Genomic DNA, 23965 nt, shown 5'->3' on the forward strand with positions numbered 1-23965 from the left:
AATCCAATCATGAGGGAAGGTCGATGAACCTGAGCAAGTACGCACTGATCGCCGCGTTGCTGCTGGGCAGCAGCGCGGCAATGGCCGAAGGCGGCGCCGAGCGCACCAAGGCGTTCTGGGCCGAGTTTCGCAAGAGCCAGGAGCGGGTGCATGGGGAGGGCAGGAAGGAGGTAGCGCAGAAGAAGGAGCAGGTGCAGCAGCAGGTGGTGAAGGACTGACGCACGCCGTGGTCGCAAGGGCCTCTGCGCCGGCAAGGCCGGCTCCTGCAGGCGAAGAGGCCCCCTTCTGATTACTTGCGCGCCACCAGCACCGCCCGCCTGGGTGCCGGCAGGCCTTCGACGGTTCGGGTCGGGTCGGTAGGGTCGAGGAAGTCGCTCAGCGACTGGTAGCGCATCCAGTCGGTGCTGCGTTGTTCCTCGACGCTGGTCACGCTCACATCCACGCAGCGCACATTGCTGAAGCCGGCGCGACGCAACCAGCGCTCCAGTGCCGGCACCGAGGGCAGAAACCATACATTGCGCATCTGCGCATAGCGGTCTTCAGGCACCAGCACCTGATGCTCGTCACCCTCGACCACCAGGGTTTCCAACACCAGTTCGCCCCCCTTGACCAGGCAGTCCTTGAGCGCCAGCAAATGCTCGATCGGCGAGCGGCGGTGGTAGAACACCCCCATCGAGAACACCGTGTCGAAACCTTCCAGGTTGGCCGGCAGGTCTTCCAGGGCGAACGGCAAGTGCCAGGCGGGAAGGTCCGGCAGGTAACGCTGCACGGCCTGGAACTGGCAGAAGAACAACCAGTTGGGGTCTACGCCGATCACGCTGTCGGCGCCGGCGCCGAGCATGCGCCATTGGTAGTAGCCGTTGCCACAGCCCACATCCAGCACGCGTTTGCCGCGCAGGTCCAGGTGCGGCGCGACCCGTGACCACTTCCAGTCCGAACGCCATTCGGTGTCCACGTGCACGCCGAACAGGTCGAACGGGCCCTTGCGCCAGGGCGACAGGCCCATCAGCGCGGTGCGCACCTGTGCGCGGGTGGCGTCGTCGCAGTCGCTGTCCAGGCGCAGGCCGTGCAGCAGGTCGACCTGGCTGGGCTCCAGGGCCGGCAGCGCATCCAGTGCGCTTTGCCAGCGCTCCAGGTCGCCATGGCCCTTTTCCAGCTTGGCATCGAGTTGCGCTTGCAGGCCTTGGGCCCAGTGCGCCAATGGGGTGCCCGCCATGCGGCGGACCAGGGGAGTCAGATCGATCATGGCAGGGCAATCAGCGAGGCGAAGTTCAGGCACTGGAACCACGGCACCACCTGCGAGAAACCGGCTGCCAGCAGGCGCTGACGGTGTTCCTCGAGGCTGTCGGGTTTCATCACGTTTTCGATGGCACTGCGCTTCTGGGCAATCTCCAGTTCGCTGTAGCCGTTGGCGCGTTTGAAAGCCACGTGCAGATCGGTGAGCAGGGCCTGTTGCTGCGGGTCGGCAAAGCGCAGCTTCTCCGACAGGATCAGTGCGCCGCCAGGCACCAGGCACTGGCGAATGCGGCCAAGCAGGGCCAGGCGTGCCGGCGGCTCGATGAACTGCAGGGTGAAGTTCAGCGCCACCACCGACGCCGGCTGCAGGTCCAGCGCGGTGATGTCGGCCTCGATCACCTGCACCGGCAGCAACTCCTGGTGCATCGCGTCCTGGTGGCTGAGGTATTCGCGGCAGCGCTCGACCATGGCCGGGGAGTTGTCTACCGCCAGCACCTTGCAGCCCTCGCTGCGTACATGTCGGCGCATCGCCTGGGTCACTGCACCGAGCGAGCTGCCCAGGTCGTACAGCAGGGTATCGGGCTGGGCGAACTGGGCAGCCAGCACGCCGATGTTCTCGACGATCGTCGGGTAGCCGGGCACCGAGCGCTTGATCATGTCGGGGAAAACCCGCACGACATCTTCGTTGAAGGTGAAATCGGGGACCTGCGCCAGCGGGGTGGCGAACAGGCGATCGGGCTCTTTGCTCACGGGCAATCCAGGCGTTCGGCGGTAAAGGGCCGGCATTTTAGCCAATGTTGCAACAGGATGCATGGCCGACTGACCGGCGCGGCTGGCCGCTGCATTCCAATGCCGGCTTCGAGGAAAGCCTGCCGGCTATTTGTCTTGCCGGCGGGTCCTTAGAGTGAAGTGGCTTGACCCTATTGGCTCACTCACAAGGAATGTGAAATGAAACTCGAACCTGGCGCGCGCTCGTACGATACCGGTGAACTGGAAAAGGAAGCGGCCCTGCTGCCCAGAAACCTGATCGAAGGCATGAACCAGCGTGATGGCGAAAACGAGGGAGGGCTGACGCTTTCCCGCGAACATATCGTCACGCTCAATCAGTATGTGAAGTATGTCACCGGCCTGCCGACCGAAACCGCGTCGCTGGTGCCCTGGCTTGGCTACACCGACATCAAGGAGCCGGTACTGTCGGTCAGTGCCATGCGCACGACCTTTCTCAACCTGCACAAGCATGCCCGCGCCTGGGGCACGCTGTCCGACGAGTGCAAGAAGCTGTCCGCCGAGCTGGGGGTGTGTGCCCGTGGCATCAACACCACCGGCGAGGGGGTGATGCAGGAATGCGAGAAGACCAAGGCCCTTGGCGGGCGGCGTGATACGTGGGAGTCCGTGCAGTTCGCAGCGCCGGTTGCGTTGAGCTTCGGCGACCGGGAGATCGTCTCGTCGCTGGTGGACTACATGGAGGTGCTCAAGGATGAAGTCGAGCATTTTCACGCGCGCGTAAGCAGTGTGCGCAGCCACACCGAAACCTTTCGCGACACCGCGCGTTTCGAGCTGATGAACGAGGTCGCCCTCAAGACCGACGCCATCGAGCGTCACCAGGCCAGCGGTGCCACCCAGGCCCTGCGCGATGAGTTGGCGGCGCTCGACAAGGAAATCGACAACCTCAACAAGCAGTACGACGAGTACGTCAAGGCGGCCCTGGCCGGGCTGGCGGCCGGCCCGCTGGGGGCGGTCATCTCAGGCTCGATCTACGGCTCCAAGGCCGAAAAGGTGCGCAAGACCCGCAACCGGGTGCAGAAGGAACGCAAGGCTGTGGGGGCGCGCCTGACGGCGGCGGTCAACCTGGAGGGACGCCTGCAGGTACTCACGACCCATATGGATGAACTGGCCACCCGCCTGCAGGAGGTGGTGACCGCTTCCTCGCACCTGCAGACGGCCTGGCAGACCATCGGCACCTACATCGAAGCGTCCATCGAAAAGCTCGAAAAGATGAACGACAGCCGGCAGCTGGGCATTTTCATCATCCATTTCAGAAACTTTCTCTCGCAGTGGGCGTTTATCGAAGCCTGCTCCATCACCATGAGCCGGGTCTTCGACGACACGCTGTGGGCCCAATAAGGAGCTACCCATGAGCAACATTCTTCAATTTCCGCTGGGCTGGGATGATCCGCAGTTCGACAGGGTCCTGCGTGCCGGTGCCGCCTACCTGAAGGCCGCCCAGGACAGTCGCTATGCCTTCCTGCCACTGTTGCACGAGCGTGTGGAGCGCAATGCACGCTGTCTTGACGACAACCTCCAGCAACTGATGCGCCATGCCGATCGCATCATCGTCGCGATCAAGAGCAATGACCTGGGCGGCCTCGAAAAGGACATCGACCCGAACGATGATCCCGAGGACATTGCGCAGTATCTGGAGGTGGCACAGGACGCCATCGGCGAGATTGCCGTCAAGCTCAACGATCAGTTGGGGCAGTTGCGCACGGCCACGGCTCAGATCACGGCCATCCCGGTCTATGACTCCAGTGCCGACAAGGCTCGCTATCAGGGCGAGCTCGACAGGCTGGCGGCCAATCGCAAGGCCTGCGAAGACGAACTGGCCGTGCGGCGCGAGGCCCTGGCCAGTCTTGACGAGGCGATCAAGGTACTTGAGGCGGCCAAGGTGGAATCCACCTTCGGCGGCCTGTTGCCGACCACCGAGCAGCTCAAGTCGGCGGCGGATGTCATCGCCACGGGCGGACTGTCGGTCGAGGCAGTGCAAGGTGCGCTGAAGAAAATCGGCGAAATCATCGGTGCGGCAATGGAAGGCATGCGCTATGCAACGATGCTCGAGCAGCGCCGAGGGATGCAGAAGCAGCACGATGAACTGCAACTGCAACTGACCGCGATGGCACGGGACAAGACGCGCCTCCAGGCCCAGTGCCAGCACCTGGAGGCTTATGCCGAGCTGGTCACGTCGCGCGAGCAATGGCTGGCCGGCATCAGGCGCATCGCCGTGCAATTGAAACCGGTGTGGGATCGGCTCATCGCCTGCAGCATCGACGATGTGCAGGCGTTGAGAGCGGTCAGCGAGCTGGTCGAGGCGTTGAAAGCCTACAAGAACAAGATCAAGGCCGAGTATGTTGCCGGCCTTTGAGTGAAGGGCGCAAGGCGCTGCAGGCTGTGCTGGCCAGCAGCGCCTTGCGGCTTCTGGATTGCTCTGGTGATGACCACAATGAACAACATTATTCAAAGACTGAGGCATCCACTGCCTCAGGATGAGCTGGATACCCAGATAGCCCTGATTCCGCTGCAATTGGTGCAGGATCTGGAGGAGGAGGGGCGGATCGACCTGACGTTCACCCGCGAACACGTTGCCGTGCTGGATGCCTACATGGACCATGTGATGGCGATACCGACCCGGCGGGAGGCCTTTCTGCAGTGGTTGGGATACTACCGTCACCCGGACCCCGAGCTCGACTTCTACCCGATGCAGGTGTTGTTCCATCGCATCAATATCCACGCCGACTCATGGGGGCGGTTGAAGCAGAAAAGCATTCAGTTGCCCATCGCGCTGATCAACTGCGCAAGCTCCATCAGCCTGTCAGGGGAGCGTGCGCTGCTGGCCTGTGAACGTACCAAGGCGTTGGGCGGGCGCAGGGAGGCTTGGCAAGGCGTGCAGTTCGAGGTGCCCGTGCAACTGGATGCACCAGACCGAACCCTTGTGCTGGAGATGGCACGGTGGGTGGCCAACCTCAGGAACTCGGCGGGCGTCTTCCAGTTCCAGGTCGGTGAAGTACGCAAGGAGACCGACAGGTTTCGTGATGACGCCCGGTTCGAATTGAGGCCGGCACTGGGGCGCAAGATCGAGCGCCTGGTGGCATCCGGCACAAAGGAAGGGAACCTGGGGGTACTGGCGCAGCGCATGCGAAATCTGGTGGTACGCTTGGAAGACGTCACCACTGCTGCGTCGCACCTGCAGACCGCCTGGCAGTTCATCGAGACCTATCTGGACGCCTCGATCGGCAAGTTGCACAGCATGCAGGACAGTCAGCAACTGGCCAGATTCGTCATTCACTTCAAGAACTTCCTGGCGCAGTGGTCATTCATCGAAGAGTGCGCCAGGCGTCTTCAGAAACGCCTCGAGTAAATGCTCCGGGGCGCAGCCTCAGCGTACCTGGATGTCGCAGTCGAAGCTCATCGCCGGCTTGACCTCCGGTGCCCAGGGTTGCTGATACACCAGCAGCAGGTGGCCGCTGCCGCTGGCGCTGGCCTTGAAGCGCCACAGCGATCGGCCGGCACTGCCCACCAGGCCGGTGTCTTCGGGGTTGCTGTAGACCTCGGGGCCCAGCGCCGCAAGTACGCCGTTGGCCGGATTCTGCAGCAGCCAGCGATAACCGGTACTGGGGTTGCTGGGCAACGCCAGGGTGATGGCCTGGCCGACATCGAGCGTCACCGGGCACTGGCTCTGTTTTTCCACCAGCAGCGGCTGTGGAGGTGTGGGCTGGCTGGCACAGCTGGCCAGGAGTATCAGGCTCGAACTCAGTAACACACGGGATGCGGTCATCATGACTCCTGGCTCGCGGAGGGTCCGGGCAGCCGATAATAGGGAAAGTGTGCTGCCTTGGGAAGATTCTCACGCTTCGCTGCCGGGTGCCCGCGCGGGCTGCCTGCAGCCCGCGCTGTTTCTGTTACCGCTGTTTCAGAACAGCACCTTGGCCACGTCGCTGAAGCGCCTGGCGAAATGCACCTGCAGGCCGGCCTTCAGGTAGCCGGGCAGTTCTTCGAAGTCGCCGCGGTTGGCCTCCGGCAGGATCAGCTCGTGGATCTTCTGCCGGCGCGCCGCAATCACCTTCTCGCGTACCCCGCCAATCGGCAATACCTGCCCGGTCAGGGTCAGCTCGCCGGTCATGGCCACGCCTTTTTTCGGTGCCTGGTCGCGTGCCAGGGACAGCAGGGCGCTGGCCATGGTCACCCCGGCACTCGGGCCGTCTTTGGGCGTGGCCCCTTCGGGCACGTGCAGGTGAATGAACGACTCGTTGAAGTAGCCCACCTCACCACCGTACTGCTTGAGGTTGGCGCTGACGTAGCTGTAGGCGATCTCGGCGGATTCCTTCATCACCTCGCCCAGCTGGCCGGTGAGCTTGAAGCCACGGTTGAGGGTGTGGATGCGGGTCGCCTCGATCGGCAGCGTGGCGCCGCCCATGCTGGTCCAGGCCAGGCCGGTGATCACGCCCTTGCCCGACAGCACCTGCTCGCTGCGAAACACCGGCATGCCGAGTGAAGCTTCGAGGTCCTTGGGGCCGATCTTTATCACTGCATCGGGTGTGTCGATCAACTGCACCACGGCCTTGCGCACCAGCTTGCCCAGTTGCTTTTCCAGCTGGCGCACCCCGGCTTCACGGGCATAGCCTTCGATAACCGTGCGCAATGCGCTGTCGCTGATACCCAGGCTGGCCTTGGCCACGCCGGCCTTGGCCAGTTGCTTGGGCCACAGGTGACGCTTGGCGATGGCGACCTTTTCCTCGGTGATGTAACCGGACAGGCGGATCACCTCCATGCGGTCGAGCAGCGGCCCGGGGATGGCATCGAGGGTGTTGGCGGTGCACACGAACAGCACCTTGGACAGGTCCAGGCGCAGGTCCAGGTAATGGTCGAGGAAGTCGACGTTCTGTTCCGGGTCCAGGGTTTCGAGCAGGGCCGAGGCCGGGTCGCCCTGGTAGCTCTGGCCCATCTTGTCGATCTCGTCGAGCATGATCACCGGGTTCATCACCTCGACGTCCTTGAGCGCCTGCACCAGCTTGCCTGGCTGGGCACCGATGTAGGTGCGCCGGTGGCCCTTGATCTCGGCCTCATCGCGCATGCCGCCGACGCTGAAGCGGTAGAACGGCCGCCCCAGGGACTCGGCGATGGACTTGCCGATGCTGGTCTTGCCCACGCCCGGCGGGCCCACCAGCAGCACGATCGAACCGCTGATCTCGCCCTTGTAGGCGCCCACGGCAAGGAACTCGATGATGCGGTCCTTGATGTCATCCAGGCCGGCGTGGTGCTGGTCGAGCACCTTGCGTGCATGCCTGAGGTCGAGCTTGTCCTTGCCGTACACGCCCCAGGGCAGGGCGGTGGCCCATTCCAGGTAGTTGCGGGTGACGGCGTACTCGGGCGAGCCGGTCTCCAGGATCGACAGCTTGCCCATTTCTTCGTCGATGCGCTTTTGCGCCGCAGCGGGCAGGGTCTTGCCTGCCAGGCGTTGCTGGAACTGCTCCAGGTCGGCGCTGCGGTCGTCCTTGGTCAGGCCCAGCTCCTGCTGGATGACCTTGAGCTGTTCCTTGAGGAAGAACTCGCGCTGGTGCTCGCCGATCTGGCGGTTCACCTCGGCAGAGATCTCGTTCTGCAGGCGTGCCACCTCGACTTCCTTGCGCAGCATCGGCAGCACCTTTTCCATGCGCTTGAGCATGGGCACGCAGTCGAGTACTTCCTGCAGCTGGTTGCCGGTGGCGGAGGTCAGGGCGGCGGCAAAGTCGGTGAGCGGCGAAGGGTCGTTGGGGCTGAAGCGGTTGAGGTAGTTCTTCAGCTCCTCGCTGTACAGCGGATTGAGCGGCAGCAGCTCCTTGATCGCGTTGATCAGGGCCATGCCGTATGCCTTGACCTCGTCGGTCGGCTGGCTGGGCTGGTGCGGGTATTCGACTTCCACCAGGTAGGGCGGGCGGTGGTGCTTGAGCCAGGTGCGGATCCGCACGCGGGTCAGGCCCTGGGCGACGAACTGCAGCTTGCCGTTCTCGCGGCTGGCGTGGTGCACCTTGACCAGGGTGCCGTACAGCGGCAGGGCCGAGGTATCGAAGTGGCGATGGTCTTCGGGCGGGGTGTCCATGAAGAACAGCGCCAGGTTGTGATGCGGGGTCTTGGCCACCAGGTCCAGGGTCTCGGCCCAGGGTTCTTCGTTGACGATCACCGGCAGTACCTGCGCGGGGAAGAACGGGCGGTTGTGGATCGGGATCACGTAGACCTTGTCCGGCAGTTGCTGGCCGGGGATGGCGAGGGTGCGACCGGTGTGGTCGGAGGCGTCGAGATGCTCGACTTCAGCGTCTTGGTCGGGATGTTCGGGGAGATCCTGCTGGTCGCTCATGGGGCACCTGCGTGAATGGCTATGGTGCTTAGATGGGGCGGGAGGGGGGAGGTTTCAATGGGCGGACAGGTATGTGCAGTGCCGGGCGGCCCCTTCAGCGACAAGGCCGGCGCCTGCCGGGCCATGCTGTCACATGGTCCTGCAGGCGCCGGCCTTGCCGGCGAAGGGCTGCACGGCAGCCCAGGTTCAGCGGTCGATCACTGCGCCAGTTTGTAGGCGATCACGTAATCGCCCATCTTGGTGCCCAGCGAACCGTGCCCGCCAGCCATCACCAGCACGTACTGCTGGCCATCCTTGCCGGTGTAGGTCATCGGCGTGGCCTGGCCGCCAGCCGGCAGGCGCGATTTCCACAGCTCCTTGCCGGTGTTCACGTCATACGCACGCAGGTACTGGTCCAGGGTGCCGCTCAAAAAGCCCAGGCCGCCGGCCGTCACCATCGAGCCGCCCATGCTCGGTACACCCACCGGCAGGCCGATCGGAATCGGCGAGCTGTCGCGGCTGGTGCCGTTCTTGTGCTTCCACACCACCTTGTTGGTGGTCAGGTCGATACCGGCCACATAGCCCCAGGCCGGGGCCTGGCACGGTACGCCCAGGGGCGACATGAACGGGTGCATGATCACCGCGTAAGGTGCGCCGGTGTTGGGCTGCACGCCGCTGGTCTCGCTTTCGCGCTTGCTGCCCTCGGCCACTTCGGCACGCGGCACCATCTTCGACACGAAGGCCATGTAGTTGGGGCTGGTGAACAGCAGCTGACGCACGGGGTCGACCGACACGCCGCCCCAGTTGAACACGCCCACGTTGCCCGGGTAGATCAGGCTACCCTGCTCCGACGGCGGGGTGTACTGGCCCTCGTAGCGCAGTTCGCGGAACTGGATACGGCACAGCATCTGATCGAACGGGCTGGCGCCCCACATGGCCGCCTCGGTCAGGTCCGGGCCCAGCAGGTTCAGGTCCGAGCGGGCCTGGGTCGGTGCGGTGTGGTCGCCCTTGACCGCGCCCTGGGGCGCCGGGATCTCGCGGATCGGCACGATGGCGCTGCCGTCACGACGGTCGAGCACGTACAGGCTGCCCTGCTTGGTCGGGGCGATCAGCGCAGGTTTGACGCCGTCGGCGGTCTTCAGGTCGAGCAGGGTCGGCTGGCTGCCGACGTCCATGTCCCACAGGTCGTGGTGGGTGAACTGGTAGTTCCAGCGTACCTTGCCGGTGGCCAGGTCCAGGGCGACGATGCCGGCACTGAACTTCTCGGCACCTGGGGTGCGGTCGGCGCCCCACTGGTCAGGGGTCTGGTTGCCCAGTGGCAGGTACACCATGCCCAGCTTCTCGTCGACGCTGGCCAGCGACCACATGTTGGCCGAGTTGCGGCTGTAGGTCTTGCCCGGTGCCAGCGGCGCGGTCTCGTCCGGGTTGTCGCTGTCCCAGTTCCAGACCAGACGACCGTCATGCACATCGTAGGCACGGATCACGCCCGAGGGCTCGTTGGTGGACTCGTTGTCGGTGACGTGGCCACCGATGATCACCAGCTCGCGAGTGATCGCGGCAGGCGAGGTGGAGTAGTAGCCACCGGCGGTGAACGGGCCGATGCCCTGGGTCAGGTCGACCACGCCCTGGTTGCCGAAGCCTTCGCAGACCTTGCCGGTGTCGGCGTTGATCGCGATCAGGCGCGCATCGGCGGTGGGCAGGTACAGGCGACGCGGGCAGCTGCGCACCACGGCCTGGCCGGCTTCGGAGATTTTCGGCGCAGGGGCGCCGTCCATGTTCACGTAGTTGTTTTCGTCGTAGTACGACACGCCACGGCAGGTCATGTGGGCAAAGCCCTTGAAGCCCACCGGGCTCTTGATCTGCGGATCGAAGCGCCAGATCTCGGCACCGGTATCCGGGTCCAGGGCCAGCACCTTGCTGTGCGCGGTGCAGGCATACAGCTTGCCATTGACCTTGAGCGGGGTGTTCTCGTTGGTCAGCTCGACCGGGTCATCGCTGGTCGGCAGGTCGCCGGTGCGAATGCGCCAGGCCTCTTCGAGCTTGTGCACGTTGTTCGGGGTGATCTGGCGCAGCGGCGAGTAGCGGTCACCGAATTCGGTGCGCCCGTAGGCCTGCCAGTCGCCATCGGGCATGGCCGGCGCGGTGCTGCTCAGCTCGGTGCTGTCGCGGCCCAGCTCGCCCTTGATTTCACCCGGGAAGGTGAACTGGCTGGCCACTGCGGTGGCGCCCGACAGCACCACCGCCAGGCTCAGCAGCCCTGTGTTGAGCTTGCCGGGCTGGCCCAGCAGCGGGCGGCGTGCCCACGGCAGCAGCAACACCACGCCCAGGGCGAACCACAGCGACAGGCGCGGTACCAGTTGCCACCAGTCCAGGCCGACCTCCCACAATGCCCACAGGGTGCTACCCAGCAGCACCAGGCCGTACAGGCCCAGCGCGGTGCGGCGCAGTGCCAGCAGCAGCACGCCCGACAGGGCAAAGCCGATACCGGCGATCAGGTAATACAGCGAGCCGCCGAGCTGGCTCAGCTTGATACCGCCGGCCAGCAGCGCCAGCCCCATCAGTAACAGCAGCACGCCGAGCAGTCTCGGCAGCCAGCGGGTTCTACTCAAGGCACCATCAGTGCTCATCGTGTGTTCTCCATCAAGGTGAAAAGGTTCGAGCCGCAGGGCCCGTTCAGAAGCTGCTCTGGATCTTGAGGCCGCCAATCAGCGCGTCGTCCACGTGCCCGACCCCGCCCGGGTGGCGGATGTACTGCAGGTTCGGGCGCACGGTCAGCCACTGGGCCAGGTGGATGCCGTAATACAGCTCGGCGCTGTACTCGGTGTCCTGGACGGGCAGGAAGGCGGGGTTGTCGTAGTCGAAGAGGGCATTGGCGCGGTTGCGGGCCTCGGCGTTCCTGCGATAGGCCGGGTTGACGTGCACGCGAGCGAGGGCGAAGCCGATGTCGTCCTTGGCGCGGGCATCGAACAGCCCTTTGTAAACCACACCTGCCTGAACATAGTTGTCGATGGCATTGGTCTTCTTGTCGTGCAGCGTGGCATTGGCAAAAACGCTCAGGCCACGTGAGTGATCGCTGGCCAACGACGTCACCTGCTGCTGTGCCCCCAACCAGAACCCGTGCTTGCTCGAGCTGCTGCGATAGTCCTGGCCACTGAGGGCTGCCGGTTGGCCGTTGCCGTCCTTGTAAACATCTTGTGCCTTGGCACTACTGTAGTAGTAACCGGCGCGATATTCCCCTTTGAGGCCGTCGATGGCCGGCGTCCACACCAGTTCCACCGGCAGTACCGCGCCCTGGGTGCCGCTGCCGCTGAGCTTGAAGCCGTTCTGGCGCTCGAGGTTGGAGGGGTTCTGTTCGTAGGCACCGACCTGGGCGTAGAGTTCCGGCGTTAGGTGGTACTTGACGCGCAGGGCCCACTGGCTCACCGGCCAGTTGTACCAGATGCTGCCGGCCCAGTTGCCCACCTGCGAGCCGCAGAAGGCCAGGTTCTGGAAGTCGCAGGGGAAGCTGTTGAAGTCCTCGCCCTGGCCGAAGCGCCCGACCTTCACGTCGAGGTCGCCGTCCAGGTACGTCTGCTTGAACCACATCTGGGTCAGCCGCCAGGTCTGGCCACGGCCCCAGACTTCCTGGGCCGAGGTGAAGCCGCCCACCCGCGGATCGTTGATGCGATCGTTGCTGATGTTGTTGCCGTGGCGCTCGGTCACGGTCAACTGGAATTCGGCGCCCTGCCAGCCGAGGATCTTCTGCAGGTCCAGGTGGCTGCCCAGGCTGAACTGGTCGCTGTAGCGGGCGGTGTTGCTGTGGTCGTGGCCACCGTGCAGGTTGCTGCCCATCTCCCCGGTGTAGCCCAGAGTGAAGTCGTAGCCGCGCTCGGCCAGCGCCGAGCGTGTGCCGCCCCAGTCGCCGAGCATCCAGGGCGAGTCGCCGTCCAAGAGGGGGGCGGCCTGCAGGCTGCAGGCCAGCGTGCTGGCGGCCAGGCCTGCCAGCAAGGTCGCGGCGGCGGGGGGCAGATGATGGAACTGATGCATGAGATAGCGCTGTCTTTTGATTGTTGGAAGAACGGCAAATTGCCCGAGATGCAGGCATCGTCGAGGGCAAGGCAGTATCAGGAATAGGTGAAGCGGTTCAGCTTGAGGCGGGGAGGATATAGGCGAACGTGCCGGAAAAAAAGCCGAATCAGCAAGAGTGACCGTTGCCGGATGGGTAACAATCCGGCAACGGTGTGGGTTCAGAAGGTGGTTCGCAGGCCTACCTGGACGCTGCGACCCGGCGCTGGGGCGATGTCGCGCAGGATCGAACTGGCATAGCGTACGGTCTGGTCGGTGAGGTTTTCGCCGCGCACGAAGGCCAGCCATTCACTCTGGCCGATCTCGAAGCGATAGCCCACGCTGGCCCCCAGGGTGGTGTAGCCGTCGGTGCTGGTTTCATTGGCCGGCTTGCGATGCTGGCTGCTGGCATGCTGCACGTCGACCCGCGCCTGCCAGCGTTCAAGGTTCCAGGTCAGGCCGCTGTTCAGGCGCAGCGGGGCAATGCGTGGCAGGTCTTCGCCGGTATCCAGGTTCTTGGCGCGGGTGTAGTCGCCAGACAGTTCCAGGGCGAAGCTGCCGTAGGCGTTTTCCAGCAATTGCCAGCGGTCCTGGGCTTCGATGCCGTAGAAGCGGGCGCGCACGCCGTGATAGAGGTATTCGGGCACGTCGCCATGCTCGTGATCATGGTCGTGATCGTGATCGTCATCCCCGTGATCGTGATCATGCCCTTCGCGCAGGTTGCCGCTGGCCAGCAGGCCGATGTAGTTGCGGAAATGGCTGTAGAACACGCCCACGCTGCCCTTGTGCGTGCCGTTGTCGAAGCGCAGGGCCAGGTCGCTGGAGATCGCCTTCTCCTTCGAAAGCCCCGGGTCGCCCACCTCGTAGGTGCCGGTGGCGACGTGGGCGCCATTGGCATACAGCTCGTAGAAGGTCGGTGCACGTTCGGTGTAGCCCAGGCTGGCGGCCAGCGACCACACCGGGGTCAACTGGTACACCGCACCCGAGGACAGGCTGGCGGCGGTGAAGCTGCTGGCGCTGTCGGCCTGGGCGAAACGTTCGCTGCCCTGGCTGTCGGGGTCGACCCGGGTGTGCTCCAGGCGTGCGCCCAGGCTCAGGTCGAGGCGGTCGGTGGCCTTCCACTGTTCGAGCACGAACAGCGCCAGGCTGTCGGTATCGGTCTGCGGCACGAAGGCTTCTTCGCCCAGCGCCGAGAACTCGTTGCGGGTGACCTGGGCGCCGATCACGCCTTCCACCGGCCCCAGCGGCTGGTGCCGAGCCTCGACGCGGGCCTCGTAGCCCTTGTTCTTGAAGGTGGTATGCACCTCGCCGCCTTCCAGCTCCTGATGCTTGTAGTCGGTGTAGCCGGCGTCGAACTTGAGCGAGCTGAACGGGCCGTCTAGGTCGCGCAGTTCGGAGGCAAAGGCGTAGTGGTCCTGTTCCATGGCCAGACGCACGCCGGGCTCGGCCACCGAACCGTAGTTGGCATCGTAGCGGCTGTAGGACAGGCCCGCGTAACCGTGTTCCCAGTTGTACGAACCGCCGACGGCACCACCGTCCTGGCGCCCGTCGCTGTTTTCCAGGCGATGCTTGCCGCCGGGTTCGTCGGCATCGCGCACCTTCGAACTGCGGGCGTAGCCGGGGATGCGCAAATCGTTGAACTGGCGGCTGTTGGCGTCCAGGTGCAGGGCGAAGCGTCCATCGCCGGCTTCCAGCTTGCCCGCACTGCTGCGGGTGGTGTCGGCGCCCCCGTAGCGCAGCTCGCCGGCACCATGAATGCCTTGCACCGGCGCGTCGGGGATGCGGTTGTCGAAGGTGTTGACCACCCCGCCGATGGCATTGCCACCGTAGAGCAGGGCGGCCGGGCCGCGCACGATCTCGACGCGCTCGACGTTCACCGGGTCCAGTGGCACGGCGTGGTCGTACGACAGCGAAGAGGCATCCAGTGCACCCACGCCGTTGCGCAGGATACGGATCCGGTCGCCGTCCAGGCCGCGGATCACCGGGCGGCTGGCGCCCGGGCCGAACCAGGTGGAGGCGACGCCGGGCTGGGTGTTCAGGGTTTCGCCCAGGCTGCCCTTTTGCTGCAAGGTCAATGTGTCGCCTTCGAGCACGCTGCTGGGGGCTGCCAGCGGGGTGCCCAACGGGTTGGCGGTGATGACCTGGGGTTGCAGTTCAACCGCGTGGCTGGGCAGCGAGGCCAGCCACAGTGCGGCGGCAAGGGGGGAGAGGTGGAGCGGCAGGTGACGCATGGTGGGGTCCTTGGCAGTTATCGTTTTGGTTACAATATAACATTACCGTAAAACAATAAATGCCAAGGTGCTGTCCAGAGCCTTCGTGGTCACTAGAATCACCTCAGGTGCCCTTGATCGAGAAAGGCCGCACCAGGTGCTGACGCGCCGCCGCACCTGGGCTAAGGTGCGCACCTTCGTTTGGCTGGAGCACAGGCATGACTGCCGCTGACAACAACCCGCTGCATGGCGTGACACTGGAACAGATCCTCACCGCGCTGGTGGCGCACTACCAATGGGAAGGGCTGGCGCAGCGCATCGATATCCGCTGCTTCAAGAGTGACCCGAGCATCAAGTCGAGCCTGACCTTCCTGCGCAAGACGCCCTGGGCGCGGGAGAAGGTCGAGCGCCTGTACCTGAAGCTGCAACGCGGTCGCTGAGCCGATGCCGGTGGCTGACCGTCGCATGGGCATCGGCCTGCTGGCGGGCCTTGGCTGGGCGGCGTTGACCATCCAGCTGTATCTGGTGCTGCTGGCGCGCTGGCAGGATCAGGCCAGCCTGCTGGGCGGGTTGGTGAATCTGTTCGGTTATTTCACGGTGTTGAGCAATACCCTGGTGGCCACGGTGCTGACCCAGGCGGCCTTTGGCCGTGAATCGGCGGCGCGGCGCTGGTGGCTGTCGCCCTGGGTGAGTTCCGGGGTGGCGGTGAGCATCGTGTTCGTGGCGCTGGCCTACAGCCTGTTGCTGCGTCATCTGTGGCAACCGCAGGGCTGGCAGTGGCTGGCCGATGAGCTGCTGCACGACGTGATGCCGGCGGCCTATGCGCTGTACTGGTGGTGGTGCGTGCCCAAGGGGCAGTTGCGTTTCACCCACCTGCTGGGCTGGCTGGTATACCCGCTGGGGTACTTTGCGTATGTGCTGGCGCGCGGTCACGGTATCGGTTTCTATCCGTACCCGTTCGTCGATGTGGCGAGCCTGGGCTATGCGCAGGTGCTGCTCAATGCGCTGGCCATGCTGGGGGGCTTCATTCTGGTCGGCGTGCTGCTGATTCTCCTCGACCGCTGGCAGGGCAGGCGCCTGGCACGGGCCCAGGCGCAACCCTGAAGGTCGACGCTTATTCCTCGTCGTTGGGGTCCAGTCGCCAGTAGGCGGCCGCCTTGAGGTACGCCTCGTTCACGCCTTTCTCTTCCAGCAGCAGGCTCTTGGCCTTGCGCGTCAGCGCCTTTTCCAGGGCAACCCAGGCGTACAGCGTGCCCGACGGCAGGCTCAGGTCACGCAACACCTGCAGCACGTCCTGCTGGTGGCGCCGTACCCAGATCACCTCGACCTGCGCCGCGCTGGGCAGCGGCTGGCGTTCCTGGTCGTCCTCGATTTCGATCACCGCCAGCACCTTGCGTCCGGCTGGCAACTCTTCGAGCCGGCGGCCGATGGCCGGGATGGCGGTTTCATCGCCCACCAGCAGGTAGCTGTCGAAGATGTCCGGTACCACCAGCGAGGCGCGTGGCCCGGCGATATGCAGGTAATGGCCGGGTTCGGCCTGGGCCGCCCAGGTGGAGGCGGGGCCGTCGCCGTGCAGCACGAAGTCCAGGTCCAGCTCGCCGGCGGCCAGGTCGATGCGCCGCGGGGTGTACTCGCGCATGGTCGGTCGCACGTCGGTGGCGCCGGGGTTGTCCAGGGCCACCTGTTCTTCGGGGGAGCAGGCGAACATGAGTTTGACGTGGTCGTCGCTGCCGACGCTGAGAAAGCCCTGCAGCTCGGCGCCGCCGAGGGTGATGCGGCGCATGCGCGGGGTCAGCTCGGTCACGCGCAGTACCTCGAGGCGGCGGCGCTTGATCTCGTGGTTGACGCGATGGATCGAAAGGTTGGGGCTGTCCGTCATTCGGAAGTCTCCTGGGTGGGGGTTGCCGGGCCGGCAACGATGGCTTTTGCGGTGTCGTTGAGCAGGGTGCGTACCCGCTCGATCTCTGCGGGGTTCCAGCGCCCGGCGTGGATCTGCAAGGCATGGCGCAGGTTGTGTACGGCTTCGTGGATTTCCGGCGGACGGTCGTGCACGCGCATCGAGCGCTTGCTCACCTCGATGCGCGTGCGCACGCCGTCCAGGGCGATGGCCTGGTCGACCAGCGACTGGCGCCCGGCGTCGGTGACGCTGTAGAGCTTCTTGCTGCCGTGGACTTCGCCGCTGATCAGCTCGCTCTCTTCGAGAAAGGTCAGGGTCGGGTAGATTACGCCGGGGCTGGGGCTGTAGCCGCCGTCGAACTCGGCCTCGATCTGGCGGATCAGGTCGTAGCCGTGCCCGGGCTTTTCCGAAAGCATGGCCAGCAGCAGCAACTTGAGATCGCCGGGGGCGAACACGCGGGGGCCACGGTCGCCGCGTTCACGGCCGTGCCGGCGCTCGAAGCCGTCATGGCGCTCGCCGCTGTCGCGGTGGGGTGGGTGATGGTCACGCATGGACTGTCTCCTGTCTGCGTTGCGATGCATCTAAAGATATTACTCAAGATATATCTTAACGCAAGACATGGAGATGATTATTTTTCGCATTTGGCGCTGATCTGTTTCGCCGGCAAGGCCGGCTCCTGCACGCAAGCGTGTGGTTGGTGCAGGCGGGCGAATGGCGTCAGGGCTTCGAAAGGTCTTGCGTTGCCACCAGCGGCGGCGTGCACAACGTGTTGCCCCCCGGTTGCAGGTATGGCAGCAGTATCGGCGCCATGCCCTTGAGCACCTGCACCGGCAACGCCGAGGTGAACTTGAATGCCTCGGCCGCGCGCCCCGGCACGAACGCCGTCAAGGTGCCGAAATGGTTGTCGCCCAGAAAGAACACGAACGTCGCGGTGCGGTTCAACGAACGCGAACCGATCAGCCGCCCGCCAGCACCGAAGCTCTCTATGCGGTTGTCCCCGGTACCGGTCTTGCCGCCCATGGTCAGCAGGGTGCCGTCGGGCAGCTTGAAGCTCCCCGACACCCGTCGCGCCGTACCGGCATCCACCACCTGCGACATGGCCCCGCGCAGGGCCCGCGCCACTTCCACCGACAGCACCCGCTGGCCCCGGTCCGGGTCGCCGGCCAGGCGCAGTTCATAGGGCGTGTCGGCGGCGAAGTGCAGGGTGTCGATACGCAGCACCGGCAGGCGCACGCCGTCGTTCTGGATGATGCCCACCAGCTCGGCCAGCGCCGCCGGGCGGTCGCCCGAGCTGCCGATGGCGGTGGCCAGCGATGGCACCAGGTGATCGAACGGGTAGCCCACGCGCTTCCAGCGCTGGTGAATGTCGAGGAACGCCTCGATCTCGACCATGGTACGGATACGGCTGTCACGGGCGCCCTTGTGCCGGCTCTTGAACAGCCAGCTGTAGACTTCCTGGCGTTCGAAATGGCTGGCCAGCACCGCGTCCTGAAAGCTTGCGGTGGGGTTCTTCAGCAGGTAGCCCAGCAGCCACAGGTCCAGCGGGTGCACCCGGGCGATGTAGCCCTGGTCGGGCAGGTCGTAGGTGCCCGGGCCGTAGGCGGCATACAGGCCTTCCAGACGCTGGTCGGTCAGTTGGTCCTTTTTCAGCGGTGGCCGCTTGGCCGCCCCTGGCTCGGCCTTCATGTGCGCGCGCACGAAGGCGTTGAAGGTGGCCTGGTCGGCCTCGGGGAACAGGTAGCGGTGCACGGCGGCCAGGCGGATCGGCGTGACCCGCAGGCTGTCGAGAAAGGTGTCCAGGCGTTCCTGCGAGGTCTTGCGCTGGTACTTCTTCCAGAACCGGCGCATGAAGTCGGTGCCCTCGCGGTCGGCGAAGCGGGCAAGGTACTCCTGGCGCCGCGGCTCGGCATCGTCCTTGAGCAACTTGCCGCTGTTGCCCGGTGCCGAATAGGTGCTGTAGCGCACCAGGTCGCGCATCAGGCGAATGAAGGGCAGGTTGATCGACTCGCGCAGGGCATCCTTGAGGGTCGGCATGCGGCCGTTGTCCTCGCGGCGAAAGTTGTTGAACACATGCATGCCGCCGCCGGTGAAAAAGGCTTCGCCGGGGCTGGCCGAATACTTGCGCTCCAGCGCCGCGTCGAGCATCGCGGTGATGTTGCGGTCCTTGTTGCGGGCCAGGTAATCCAGGGCCCAGCGGCTGATGAAGTCGGTGTCGGCCACCTCCACCTTGCTCAACTGGGCCGGGGTCATGTCGACGTACTTGTCGTGCAGCTCGGCGATGATTTCCAGGTACTGGGTCAGCACCCGCAACTTGGCGGTGGAGCCCAGCTCAAGCTTGCTGCCCTCGTTGATGTCGAACGGCTGGTCGGTGCTGTCGGTCTGTACCCGTACCCGCGAGCCGTCGGCGGTGCGTTCCAGCAGGGTGAAGCTGTAGCGCACCTGGGTGGTGCTGGTGGGGGTCAGCAGGCGTTCGCCAATCAGCCCCATCTGCGCCGCAAAGGCCGGATCGGCGAGGCTCTTGAGGTACTCGCTGACCTGCCCCTGCAGGTCGGCCTGCAGCGTGCTGGTGGCCGACAGGTCGAGGCGGTCCAGGTCGTACAGCGGGCGCCCCAGCGCCGACGACAAGCGGCTGCGGGCCACGCTGATGCCCTTGTTGGTGACGATGGGCACGATGGTCGGCTGTGCCACCCAGTCGCGGAACACCACCTTGCTTGCCAGCGCGGCATCGGCCAGCGGGCGGTCGATGATGTTGTTGGCGGCCAGCAGGCGCACGTGGCTGTCGGTGAGGGTGGCCAGTTCGTTGCGACCCTTGGACAGAAAGTGCGACGGGCGACGCTGGGCGATCATCAGCGACAACACCTGGCGCAGTGCCAGGCCACGCGCGGCCAGGCTGGCCGGGTCGCTATCGGTACTGGCCAGGGTCTTGTTGACCTCGGCAAAGTCGGCGCCGTACCACACCCGCAGGCCCTCGGCCATGCCGTGCACTTCGCCGTGGCCGGGCACCGCCGACAGCGGCACGCTGTTGAGGTAGTCGCGCACGATGCGCTGGCGTGCGCCCAGGGTCTGCGGCCCGTCCTGGTAGGCGCGCACGCTGGCCGAAATCATCTGGCGCAGTTTCTCGCTGCCCGACACCGTGAGGCCATCGGGGGAGTGGCGGTATTTTTCCAGCTGCGTGGCCAGCGTGCTGCCGCCGGCCGACTGGCCGGGCAGGGCCAGGTGCTTGGCGACCTGACTGTAGGCGGCCATGGCGAAGCGCGGCCAGTCCACCGCCGGGTTGCTGCGCGGATCGGCGGGGTCGAGCAGGTCGCGGTTCTCGATGAACAGCAGGCTGTGCACGATCACCGGCGGGATCGAGGCGAAATCCGGGTACAGGTGCTGCGGGTAATGGAACTGGTACAGCGCGTCGCCCTTGCAGTCGGTGATCGACAGGCCGGCCTGGATCTTCTCGGCATAGGGCACGAAGAACCCGTGCTGCACATAGTTCATCAGCGCCGGCGAAAAACGCGCCTGCTCGACGATCACGTAATCGCGCTTGAACAGCCGCGGCAGGAACTCGCCCAGCGCGCTGTAGCCCAGGCGCTTGTCGAACGGGCCTTCGCCCGGGTAGATGACGGCATCGCTGGGGCCCTTGTGCATCGAATAGCTCAGGGTGGCGGCGAACTGGCTGAACTCGCGCGCCTGCAAGCGCGAGGTGTGCATTTCACGGGCGATCGCCAGGCCCAGCAGTACCAGGGCCCCCAGCACCAGCAGGCCGAACAGCCACCAGCCATAGCGCCGGCGGGGACGTTTGGGCAATGCGGGAGTATCCGGTTGTTCTGCGGCAGCCTGCGTCTTGTCTGGTTCCGTTTGCCACTGTGCGCCCATAGTGTTCAGCCCGGCTGCGTATGTTCGTCTCGCTTGCCTGAAGCTTAGACGCTGGTCGCAATTGATGAAAAATTTGTGGGTTGCCAGCGGCAGGTTCGCCAATCACGGCGCGAACATGCGCCTTTGGTGCAAGGTTGTGTTGCCCCGTTTTGGTGCTATGTTAGCCGCCCGGTTGACACCCGCACGGCCAAGCGCGGGTAATGCCACTCCGAATAAGCGGTAATTGCCGAGAGTTCTCGCCAAATATCGGGGTTTATATAGTGAAAAGCCCTGTAGCGGCCTTCCTATACTGCTCGCCCCTTTCGCTCGGCCGGTGCTCCGCGCCCCGGTCGACGTGCTTGCCCACAAGGTGAGCCCGGCGCGGCGAAACAGCAGCCTATCGGCGCTGTACAGCCTGCACGAAGGGTTATATCCAATAACAAAATGAGGTTGTATTCCTATGCCAGTCGGCAACCACCCTTCTCATGGTGAGACCGCCCAGGGCGGCCCACTCAAGCGGGAACTCGGCGAACGTCACATTCGCCTGATGGCGCTGGGCGCCTGTATCGGTGTCGGGCTGTTCCTCGGTTCGGCCAAGGCCATCGAAATGGCCGGGCCGGCGATCATGCTGTCCTACATCATCGGCGGCCTGGCGATCCTGGTGATCATGCGCGCGCTGGGCGAGATGGCCGTGCACAACCCGGTGGCCGGGTCCTTCAGCCGCTACGCACAAGACTACCTGGGCCCGCTGGCGGGCTTTCTGACCGGCTGGAACTACTGGTTCCTGTGGCTGGTGACCTGTGTCGCCGAGATCACCGCGGTGGCCATCTACATGGGCATCTGGTTCCCGGACGTACCGCGCTGGATCTGGGCCCTGGCGGCGCTGGGCAGCATGGGCGCGATCAACCTGGTGGCGGTGAAGGCCTTCGGCGAGTTCGAGTTCTGGTTCGCCCTGATCAAGATCGTGACCATCATCGCCATGGTGCTGGGCGGCATCGGCGTGATCGCCTTCGGCTTCGGCAACGACGGTGTGGCGCTGGGCATCTCCAACCTGTGGAGTCACGGCGGCTTCATGCCCAACGGCGTGACCGGCGTGCTGATGTCGCTGCAGATGGTGATGTTCGCCTACCTGGGCGTAGAGATGATCGGCCTTACCGCCGGTGAAGCGCGCAACCCGCAAAAGACCATCCCGCAGGCCATCGGCTCGGTGTTCTGGCGCATCCTGCTGTTCTATGTCGGCGCGCTGTTCGTGATCCTGTCGCTGTACCCGTGGAACGAGATCGGCAGCCAGGGCAGCCCGTTCGTGATGACCTTCGAGCGCCTGGGCATCAAGACCGCAGCCGGCATCATCAACTTCGTGGTGATCACCGCGGCGCTGTCGTCGTGCAACGGCGGTATCTTCAGTACCGGGCGCATGCTCTACAGCCTGGCGCAGAACGGCCAGGCCCCGGCCAGCTTTGCGCGCACCTCGCGCAACGGCGTGCCGCGCAATGCACTGCTGCTGTCGATCGGCGCGCTGCTGCTGGGCGTGCTGGCCAACTACCTGGTACCTGAAAAGGTCTTCGTGTGGGTGACCTCGATCGCTACCTTCGGCGCGATCTGGACCTGGGTGATGATCCTGCTGGCGCAACTGCGCTTTCGCGCCGGGCTGAGCCAGGCCGAACGGGCCGCGCTCAAGTACCGCATGTGGCTGTGGCCGCTGAGTTCCTACCTGGCCCTGGCGTTCCTGATCCTGGTGGTCGGCCTGATGGCCTACTTCGAGGAAACCCGCGTGGCGCTGTTCATCGGCCCGGCGTTCCTGGTAATGCTGACGGTGCTGTACCACGTGTTCAAGCTGGCGCCCAAGGGCGACAGTGAAGCAGTGGCGGCATCCAGCGCATCCTGATGTACACAACCCCGGCCCAGGCCGGGGTTTTTGTGTGGCTGTATTGCCCCTTCGCCGGCAATGCCGGCTCCTGCAGGTGAGGAGTCGGCGACGCCGTTACGCCGCTTCGGCGTTGGGCTCGAAACTGTCTGCCCGCGCCATCTGCCACATCCGCGAGTAGAACTCGCCGTTCACCTCGCCGGTAAGCAGTTCACCCGGCTTGAGGAACACGTGCAGCTGCGAGAACAGCTTGATCTCGGTGGCCGACATGCGCCGCACCAGGTGCTTGGCCTCCAGCTGCGAGGGGTGATCCAGCCCGGCGGCGGCGAGCATCTCGGCCAGCGCCTTGAGCGTGTTGCGGTGGAAGCTGAACACCCGCTGCGCCTTGTCCGGCACCACCAGCGCCCGCTGGCGCAGGCCGTCCTGGGTGGCCACGCCGGTCGGGCACTTGTTGGTATGGCAGCTTTGCGACTGGATGCAGCCGATGGCGAACATGAAGCCGCGCGCCGAGTTGGCCCAGTCGGCACCGATGGCCAGCACGCTGGCGATATCGAACGCACTGACGATCTTGCCGCTGGCGCCCAGCTTGATCTTGTCGCGCAGGTTCAGCCCCACCAGGGTGTTGTGCACGAACAGCAGCCCTTCGCGCAGCGGCACGCCGATGTGGTCGGTGAACTCCACCGGCGCGGCGCCGGTGCCGCCTTCCTTGCCGTCGACCACGATGAAGTCGGGCAGGATGCCGGTCTCGAGCATGGCCTTGGCAATGCCCATGAACTCCCACGGGTGGCCCAGGCAGAACTTGAAGCCGACCGGCTTGCCGCCGGACAGCTCGCGCAGCTGGGCAATGAACTGCATCAGCTCGATGGGGGTGGAGAATGCGCTGTGGCGCGACGGCGAGATGCAGTCTTCGCCCATCATGATGCCGCGGGTGTCGGCGATTTCCTGGGTCACCTTGTGCTTGGGCAGGATGCCGCCGTGGCCGGGCTTGGCGCCCTGGCTCATCTTGATTTCGATCATGCGCACCTGCGGGCTGCTGGCCTGCTGCGCGAAGCGCTCGGGGTCGAAGCGACCGTCCGAGGTGCGGCAGCCGAAGTAGCCGCTGCCCAGTTCCCAGGTCAGGTCGCCGCCATGTTCGCGGTGGTAGGGGCTGATGCTGCCCTCGCCGGTGTCATGTGCGAAGTTGCCGAGCTTGGCACCCTGGTTGAGGGCGCGAATGGCGTTGGCGCTGAGCGAGCCGAAGCTCATGGCCGAGATGTTGAACACCGAGGCCGAATAGGGCTGGGTGCACTGCGGGCCGCCGACGATCACCCGAAAGCTCTCGGGGTCGCTGAGCGGTGCCGGGCGCATGGAGTGGCCGATGAACTCGAAGCCCGACTGGTAGACGTCGATCAGGGTGCCGAACGGCTTGTCGGCGGTTTCGTTCTTGGCCCGCGAGTACACCAGCGAGCGCTGGGCGCGGGAGAAGGGCAGCGCATCGCTGTCGGATTCGAGCAGGTACTGGCGGATTTCCGGGCGGATGCCCTCCACCAGGTAGCGGATATTGCCCAGGATCGGGTAGTTGCGCCGCACCGCATGGCGGCTCTGCAGCAGGTCGAACAGGCCCAGCAGGCTGAGCAGGCCGGTGACCAGGGTGAAGGGCCACAGCCAGTCGTGGTGCAGGAACGGCAGGCTGGCGAGGGTGAACACGACACACGCGGCGAAGAAGGCATAACGGCTGAGGAGGGAGAGGCTCATGCGGGTTCCTTTTGCAGGCAATCCAAGACCTTATATCGAATGGGGGATTGGAT

At 65.0% G+C, this 23965-nt stretch carries 18 protein-coding genes; 7 read left to right on the forward strand and 11 right to left on the reverse strand.

The genetic code is table 11. The features are described from left to right. Positions 1-23 precede the first annotated feature (23 nt). Positions 24-218, forward strand: a complete 195-nt coding sequence (locus V9K84_RS00950; protein ID WP_058540951.1) for a co-regulatory protein PtrA N-terminal domain-containing protein — start codon at positions 24-26, stop codon at positions 216-218. A gap of 71 nt (positions 219-289) precedes the next feature. Here V9K84_RS00950 and cmoB read toward each other — a convergent pair whose 3' ends face one another. Then, positions 290-1246, reverse strand: coding sequence for a tRNA 5-methoxyuridine(34)/uridine 5-oxyacetic acid(34) synthase CmoB (gene cmoB / locus V9K84_RS00955; protein ID WP_088515483.1), 957 nt, complete (start codon positions 1244-1246; stop codon positions 290-292). Beyond that, positions 1243-1986: a carboxy-S-adenosyl-L-methionine synthase CmoA gene (gene cmoA, locus V9K84_RS00960; protein WP_088515482.1), complete on the reverse strand. Its 744-nt coding sequence runs from the start codon at positions 1984-1986 to the stop codon at positions 1243-1245. The genes cmoB and cmoA overlap by 4 nt, the downstream gene beginning before the upstream one ends. Positions 1987-2184: 198 nt before the next feature. On the opposite strand from cmoA, the gene V9K84_RS00965 reads away from it, so the two are divergent. The 3 genes from V9K84_RS00965 to V9K84_RS00975 all read left to right on the forward strand — a co-directional run bounded on the left by V9K84_RS00965 (position 2185) and on the right by V9K84_RS00975 (position 5368). After that, a complete protein-coding gene (locus V9K84_RS00965) occupies positions 2185-3360 on the forward strand; it encodes an alpha-xenorhabdolysin family binary toxin subunit A (protein WP_088515481.1) in 1176 nt (391 codons plus the stop codon). 10 nt (positions 3361-3370) lie between these two features. Next, positions 3371-4375, forward strand: a complete 1005-nt coding sequence (locus V9K84_RS00970) for an alpha-xenorhabdolysin family binary toxin subunit B (RefSeq protein WP_088515480.1) — start codon at positions 3371-3373, stop codon at positions 4373-4375. A 78-nt stretch (positions 4376-4453) separates the two neighbouring features. Then, a complete protein-coding gene (locus V9K84_RS00975; RefSeq protein ID WP_143516669.1) occupies positions 4454-5368 on the forward strand; it encodes a hypothetical protein in 915 nt (304 codons plus the stop codon). 18 nt (positions 5369-5386) lie between these two features. Here the strand turns inward: V9K84_RS00975 and V9K84_RS00980 are convergent, their stop codons facing one another. From V9K84_RS00980 to V9K84_RS01000, 5 genes are all read right to left on the reverse strand, one after another. Further along, positions 5387-5785: a protease inhibitor I42 family protein gene (locus V9K84_RS00980; protein WP_043862010.1), complete on the reverse strand. Its 399-nt coding sequence runs from the start codon at positions 5783-5785 to the stop codon at positions 5387-5389. Between the two features lie 135 nt (positions 5786-5920). Continuing rightward, a complete protein-coding gene (gene lon, locus V9K84_RS00985) occupies positions 5921-8341 on the reverse strand; it encodes an endopeptidase La (protein WP_043862009.1) in 2421 nt (806 codons plus the stop codon). Positions 8342-8538: 197 nt separating this feature from the next. Continuing rightward, positions 8539-10947, reverse strand: a complete 2409-nt coding sequence (locus V9K84_RS00990; protein ID WP_043862008.1) for a glucose/quinate/shikimate family membrane-bound PQQ-dependent dehydrogenase — start codon at positions 10945-10947, stop codon at positions 8539-8541. A gap of 46 nt (positions 10948-10993) precedes the next feature. Beyond that, the gene (locus V9K84_RS00995; RefSeq protein WP_054914764.1) at positions 10994-12346 is read right to left on the reverse strand and encodes a carbohydrate porin; all 1353 of its coding nucleotides are present in this window, start codon (positions 12344-12346) and stop codon (positions 10994-10996) included. 200 nt (positions 12347-12546) lie between these two features. Continuing rightward, entirely contained in the window at positions 12547-14595 is a 2049-nt protein-coding gene (locus V9K84_RS01000) for a TonB-dependent receptor (protein WP_058540956.1), read from the reverse strand. A 197-nt stretch (positions 14596-14792) separates the two neighbouring features. Between V9K84_RS01000 and V9K84_RS01005 the strand changes: the two genes are divergently transcribed. Then, entirely contained in the window at positions 14793-15014 is a 222-nt protein-coding gene (locus tag V9K84_RS01005) for a VF530 family protein (RefSeq protein ID WP_043862005.1), read from the forward strand. Positions 15015-15018: 4 nt separating this feature from the next. After that, positions 15019-15678, forward strand: coding sequence for a Pr6Pr family membrane protein (locus V9K84_RS01010; RefSeq protein ID WP_054914761.1), 660 nt, complete (start codon positions 15019-15021; stop codon positions 15676-15678). Positions 15679-15688: 10 nt separating this feature from the next. Here V9K84_RS01010 and V9K84_RS01015 read toward each other — a convergent pair whose 3' ends face one another. The 3 genes from V9K84_RS01015 to V9K84_RS01025 form a co-directional block, all read right to left on the reverse strand. Continuing rightward, complete coding sequence (locus tag V9K84_RS01015) at positions 15689-16453, reverse strand: siderophore-interacting protein (protein WP_043862003.1); 765 nt, start codon at positions 16451-16453, stop codon at positions 15689-15691. Continuing rightward, positions 16450-17022: a PadR family transcriptional regulator gene (locus V9K84_RS01020; protein ID WP_054914759.1), complete on the reverse strand. Its 573-nt coding sequence runs from the start codon at positions 17020-17022 to the stop codon at positions 16450-16452. Before V9K84_RS01020 ends, V9K84_RS01015 begins: the two co-directional genes overlap by 4 nt. Positions 17023-17188: 166 nt before the next feature. Next, positions 17189-20335 (reverse strand): transglycosylase domain-containing protein, encoded by a 3147-nt coding sequence (locus V9K84_RS01025; RefSeq protein ID WP_088515478.1) that lies wholly within the window; start codon positions 20333-20335, stop codon positions 17189-17191. A gap of 439 nt (positions 20336-20774) precedes the next feature. Between V9K84_RS01025 and V9K84_RS01030 the strand changes: the two genes are divergently transcribed. Further along, on the forward strand, positions 20775-22199 hold the full coding sequence (locus V9K84_RS01030) for an amino acid permease (RefSeq protein WP_043862000.1): 1425 nt from the start codon (positions 20775-20777) through the stop codon (positions 22197-22199). A 96-nt stretch (positions 22200-22295) separates the two neighbouring features. Here V9K84_RS01030 and V9K84_RS01035 read toward each other — a convergent pair whose 3' ends face one another. Beyond that, positions 22296-23912: an FMN-binding glutamate synthase family protein gene (locus V9K84_RS01035; protein ID WP_054914757.1), complete on the reverse strand. Its 1617-nt coding sequence runs from the start codon at positions 23910-23912 to the stop codon at positions 22296-22298. Positions 23913-23965: the final 53 nt, after the last annotated feature.

Source organism: Pseudomonas sp. AE27 (assembly GCF_037113495.1).
GTDB lineage: Bacteria > Pseudomonadota > Gammaproteobacteria > Pseudomonadales > Pseudomonadaceae > Aquipseudomonas > Aquipseudomonas palmensis.

Coding starts and splice junctions, on each gene's coding strand:
- V9K84_RS00950 (WP_058540951.1), top strand. CDS start 24: ATGAACCTGAGCAAGTACGCACTGATCGCCGCGTTGCTGCTGGGCAGC.
- cmoB (WP_088515483.1), bottom strand. CDS start 1,246: ATGATCGATCTGACTCCCCTGGTCCGCCGCATGGCGGGCACCCCATTG.
- V9K84_RS00965 (WP_088515481.1), top strand. CDS start 2,185: ATGAAACTCGAACCTGGCGCGCGCTCGTACGATACCGGTGAACTGGAA.
- V9K84_RS00970 (WP_088515480.1), top strand. CDS start 3,371: ATGAGCAACATTCTTCAATTTCCGCTGGGCTGGGATGATCCGCAGTTC.
- V9K84_RS00975 (WP_143516669.1), top strand. CDS start 4,454: ATGAACAACATTATTCAAAGACTGAGGCATCCACTGCCTCAGGATGAG.
- V9K84_RS00980 (WP_043862010.1), bottom strand. CDS start 5,785: ATGACCGCATCCCGTGTGTTACTGAGTTCGAGCCTGATACTCCTGGCC.
- lon (WP_043862009.1), bottom strand. CDS start 8,341: ATGAGCGACCAGCAGGATCTCCCCGAACATCCCGACCAAGACGCTGAA.
- V9K84_RS00990 (WP_043862008.1), bottom strand. CDS start 10,947: ATGAGCACTGATGGTGCCTTGAGTAGAACCCGCTGGCTGCCGAGACTG.
- V9K84_RS00995 (WP_054914764.1), bottom strand. CDS start 12,346: ATGCATCAGTTCCATCATCTGCCCCCCGCCGCCGCGACCTTGCTGGCA.
- V9K84_RS01000 (WP_058540956.1), bottom strand. CDS start 14,595: ATGCGTCACCTGCCGCTCCACCTCTCCCCCCTTGCCGCCGCACTGTGG.
- V9K84_RS01005 (WP_043862005.1), top strand. CDS start 14,793: ATGACTGCCGCTGACAACAACCCGCTGCATGGCGTGACACTGGAACAG.
- V9K84_RS01010 (WP_054914761.1), top strand. CDS start 15,019: ATGCCGGTGGCTGACCGTCGCATGGGCATCGGCCTGCTGGCGGGCCTT.
- V9K84_RS01015 (WP_043862003.1), bottom strand. CDS start 16,453: ATGACGGACAGCCCCAACCTTTCGATCCATCGCGTCAACCACGAGATC.
- V9K84_RS01020 (WP_054914759.1), bottom strand. CDS start 17,022: ATGCGTGACCATCACCCACCCCACCGCGACAGCGGCGAGCGCCATGAC.
- V9K84_RS01025 (WP_088515478.1), bottom strand. CDS start 20,335: ATGGGCGCACAGTGGCAAACGGAACCAGACAAGACGCAGGCTGCCGCA.
- V9K84_RS01030 (WP_043862000.1), top strand. CDS start 20,775: ATGCCAGTCGGCAACCACCCTTCTCATGGTGAGACCGCCCAGGGCGGC.
- V9K84_RS01035 (WP_054914757.1), bottom strand. CDS start 23,912: ATGAGCCTCTCCCTCCTCAGCCGTTATGCCTTCTTCGCCGCGTGTGTC.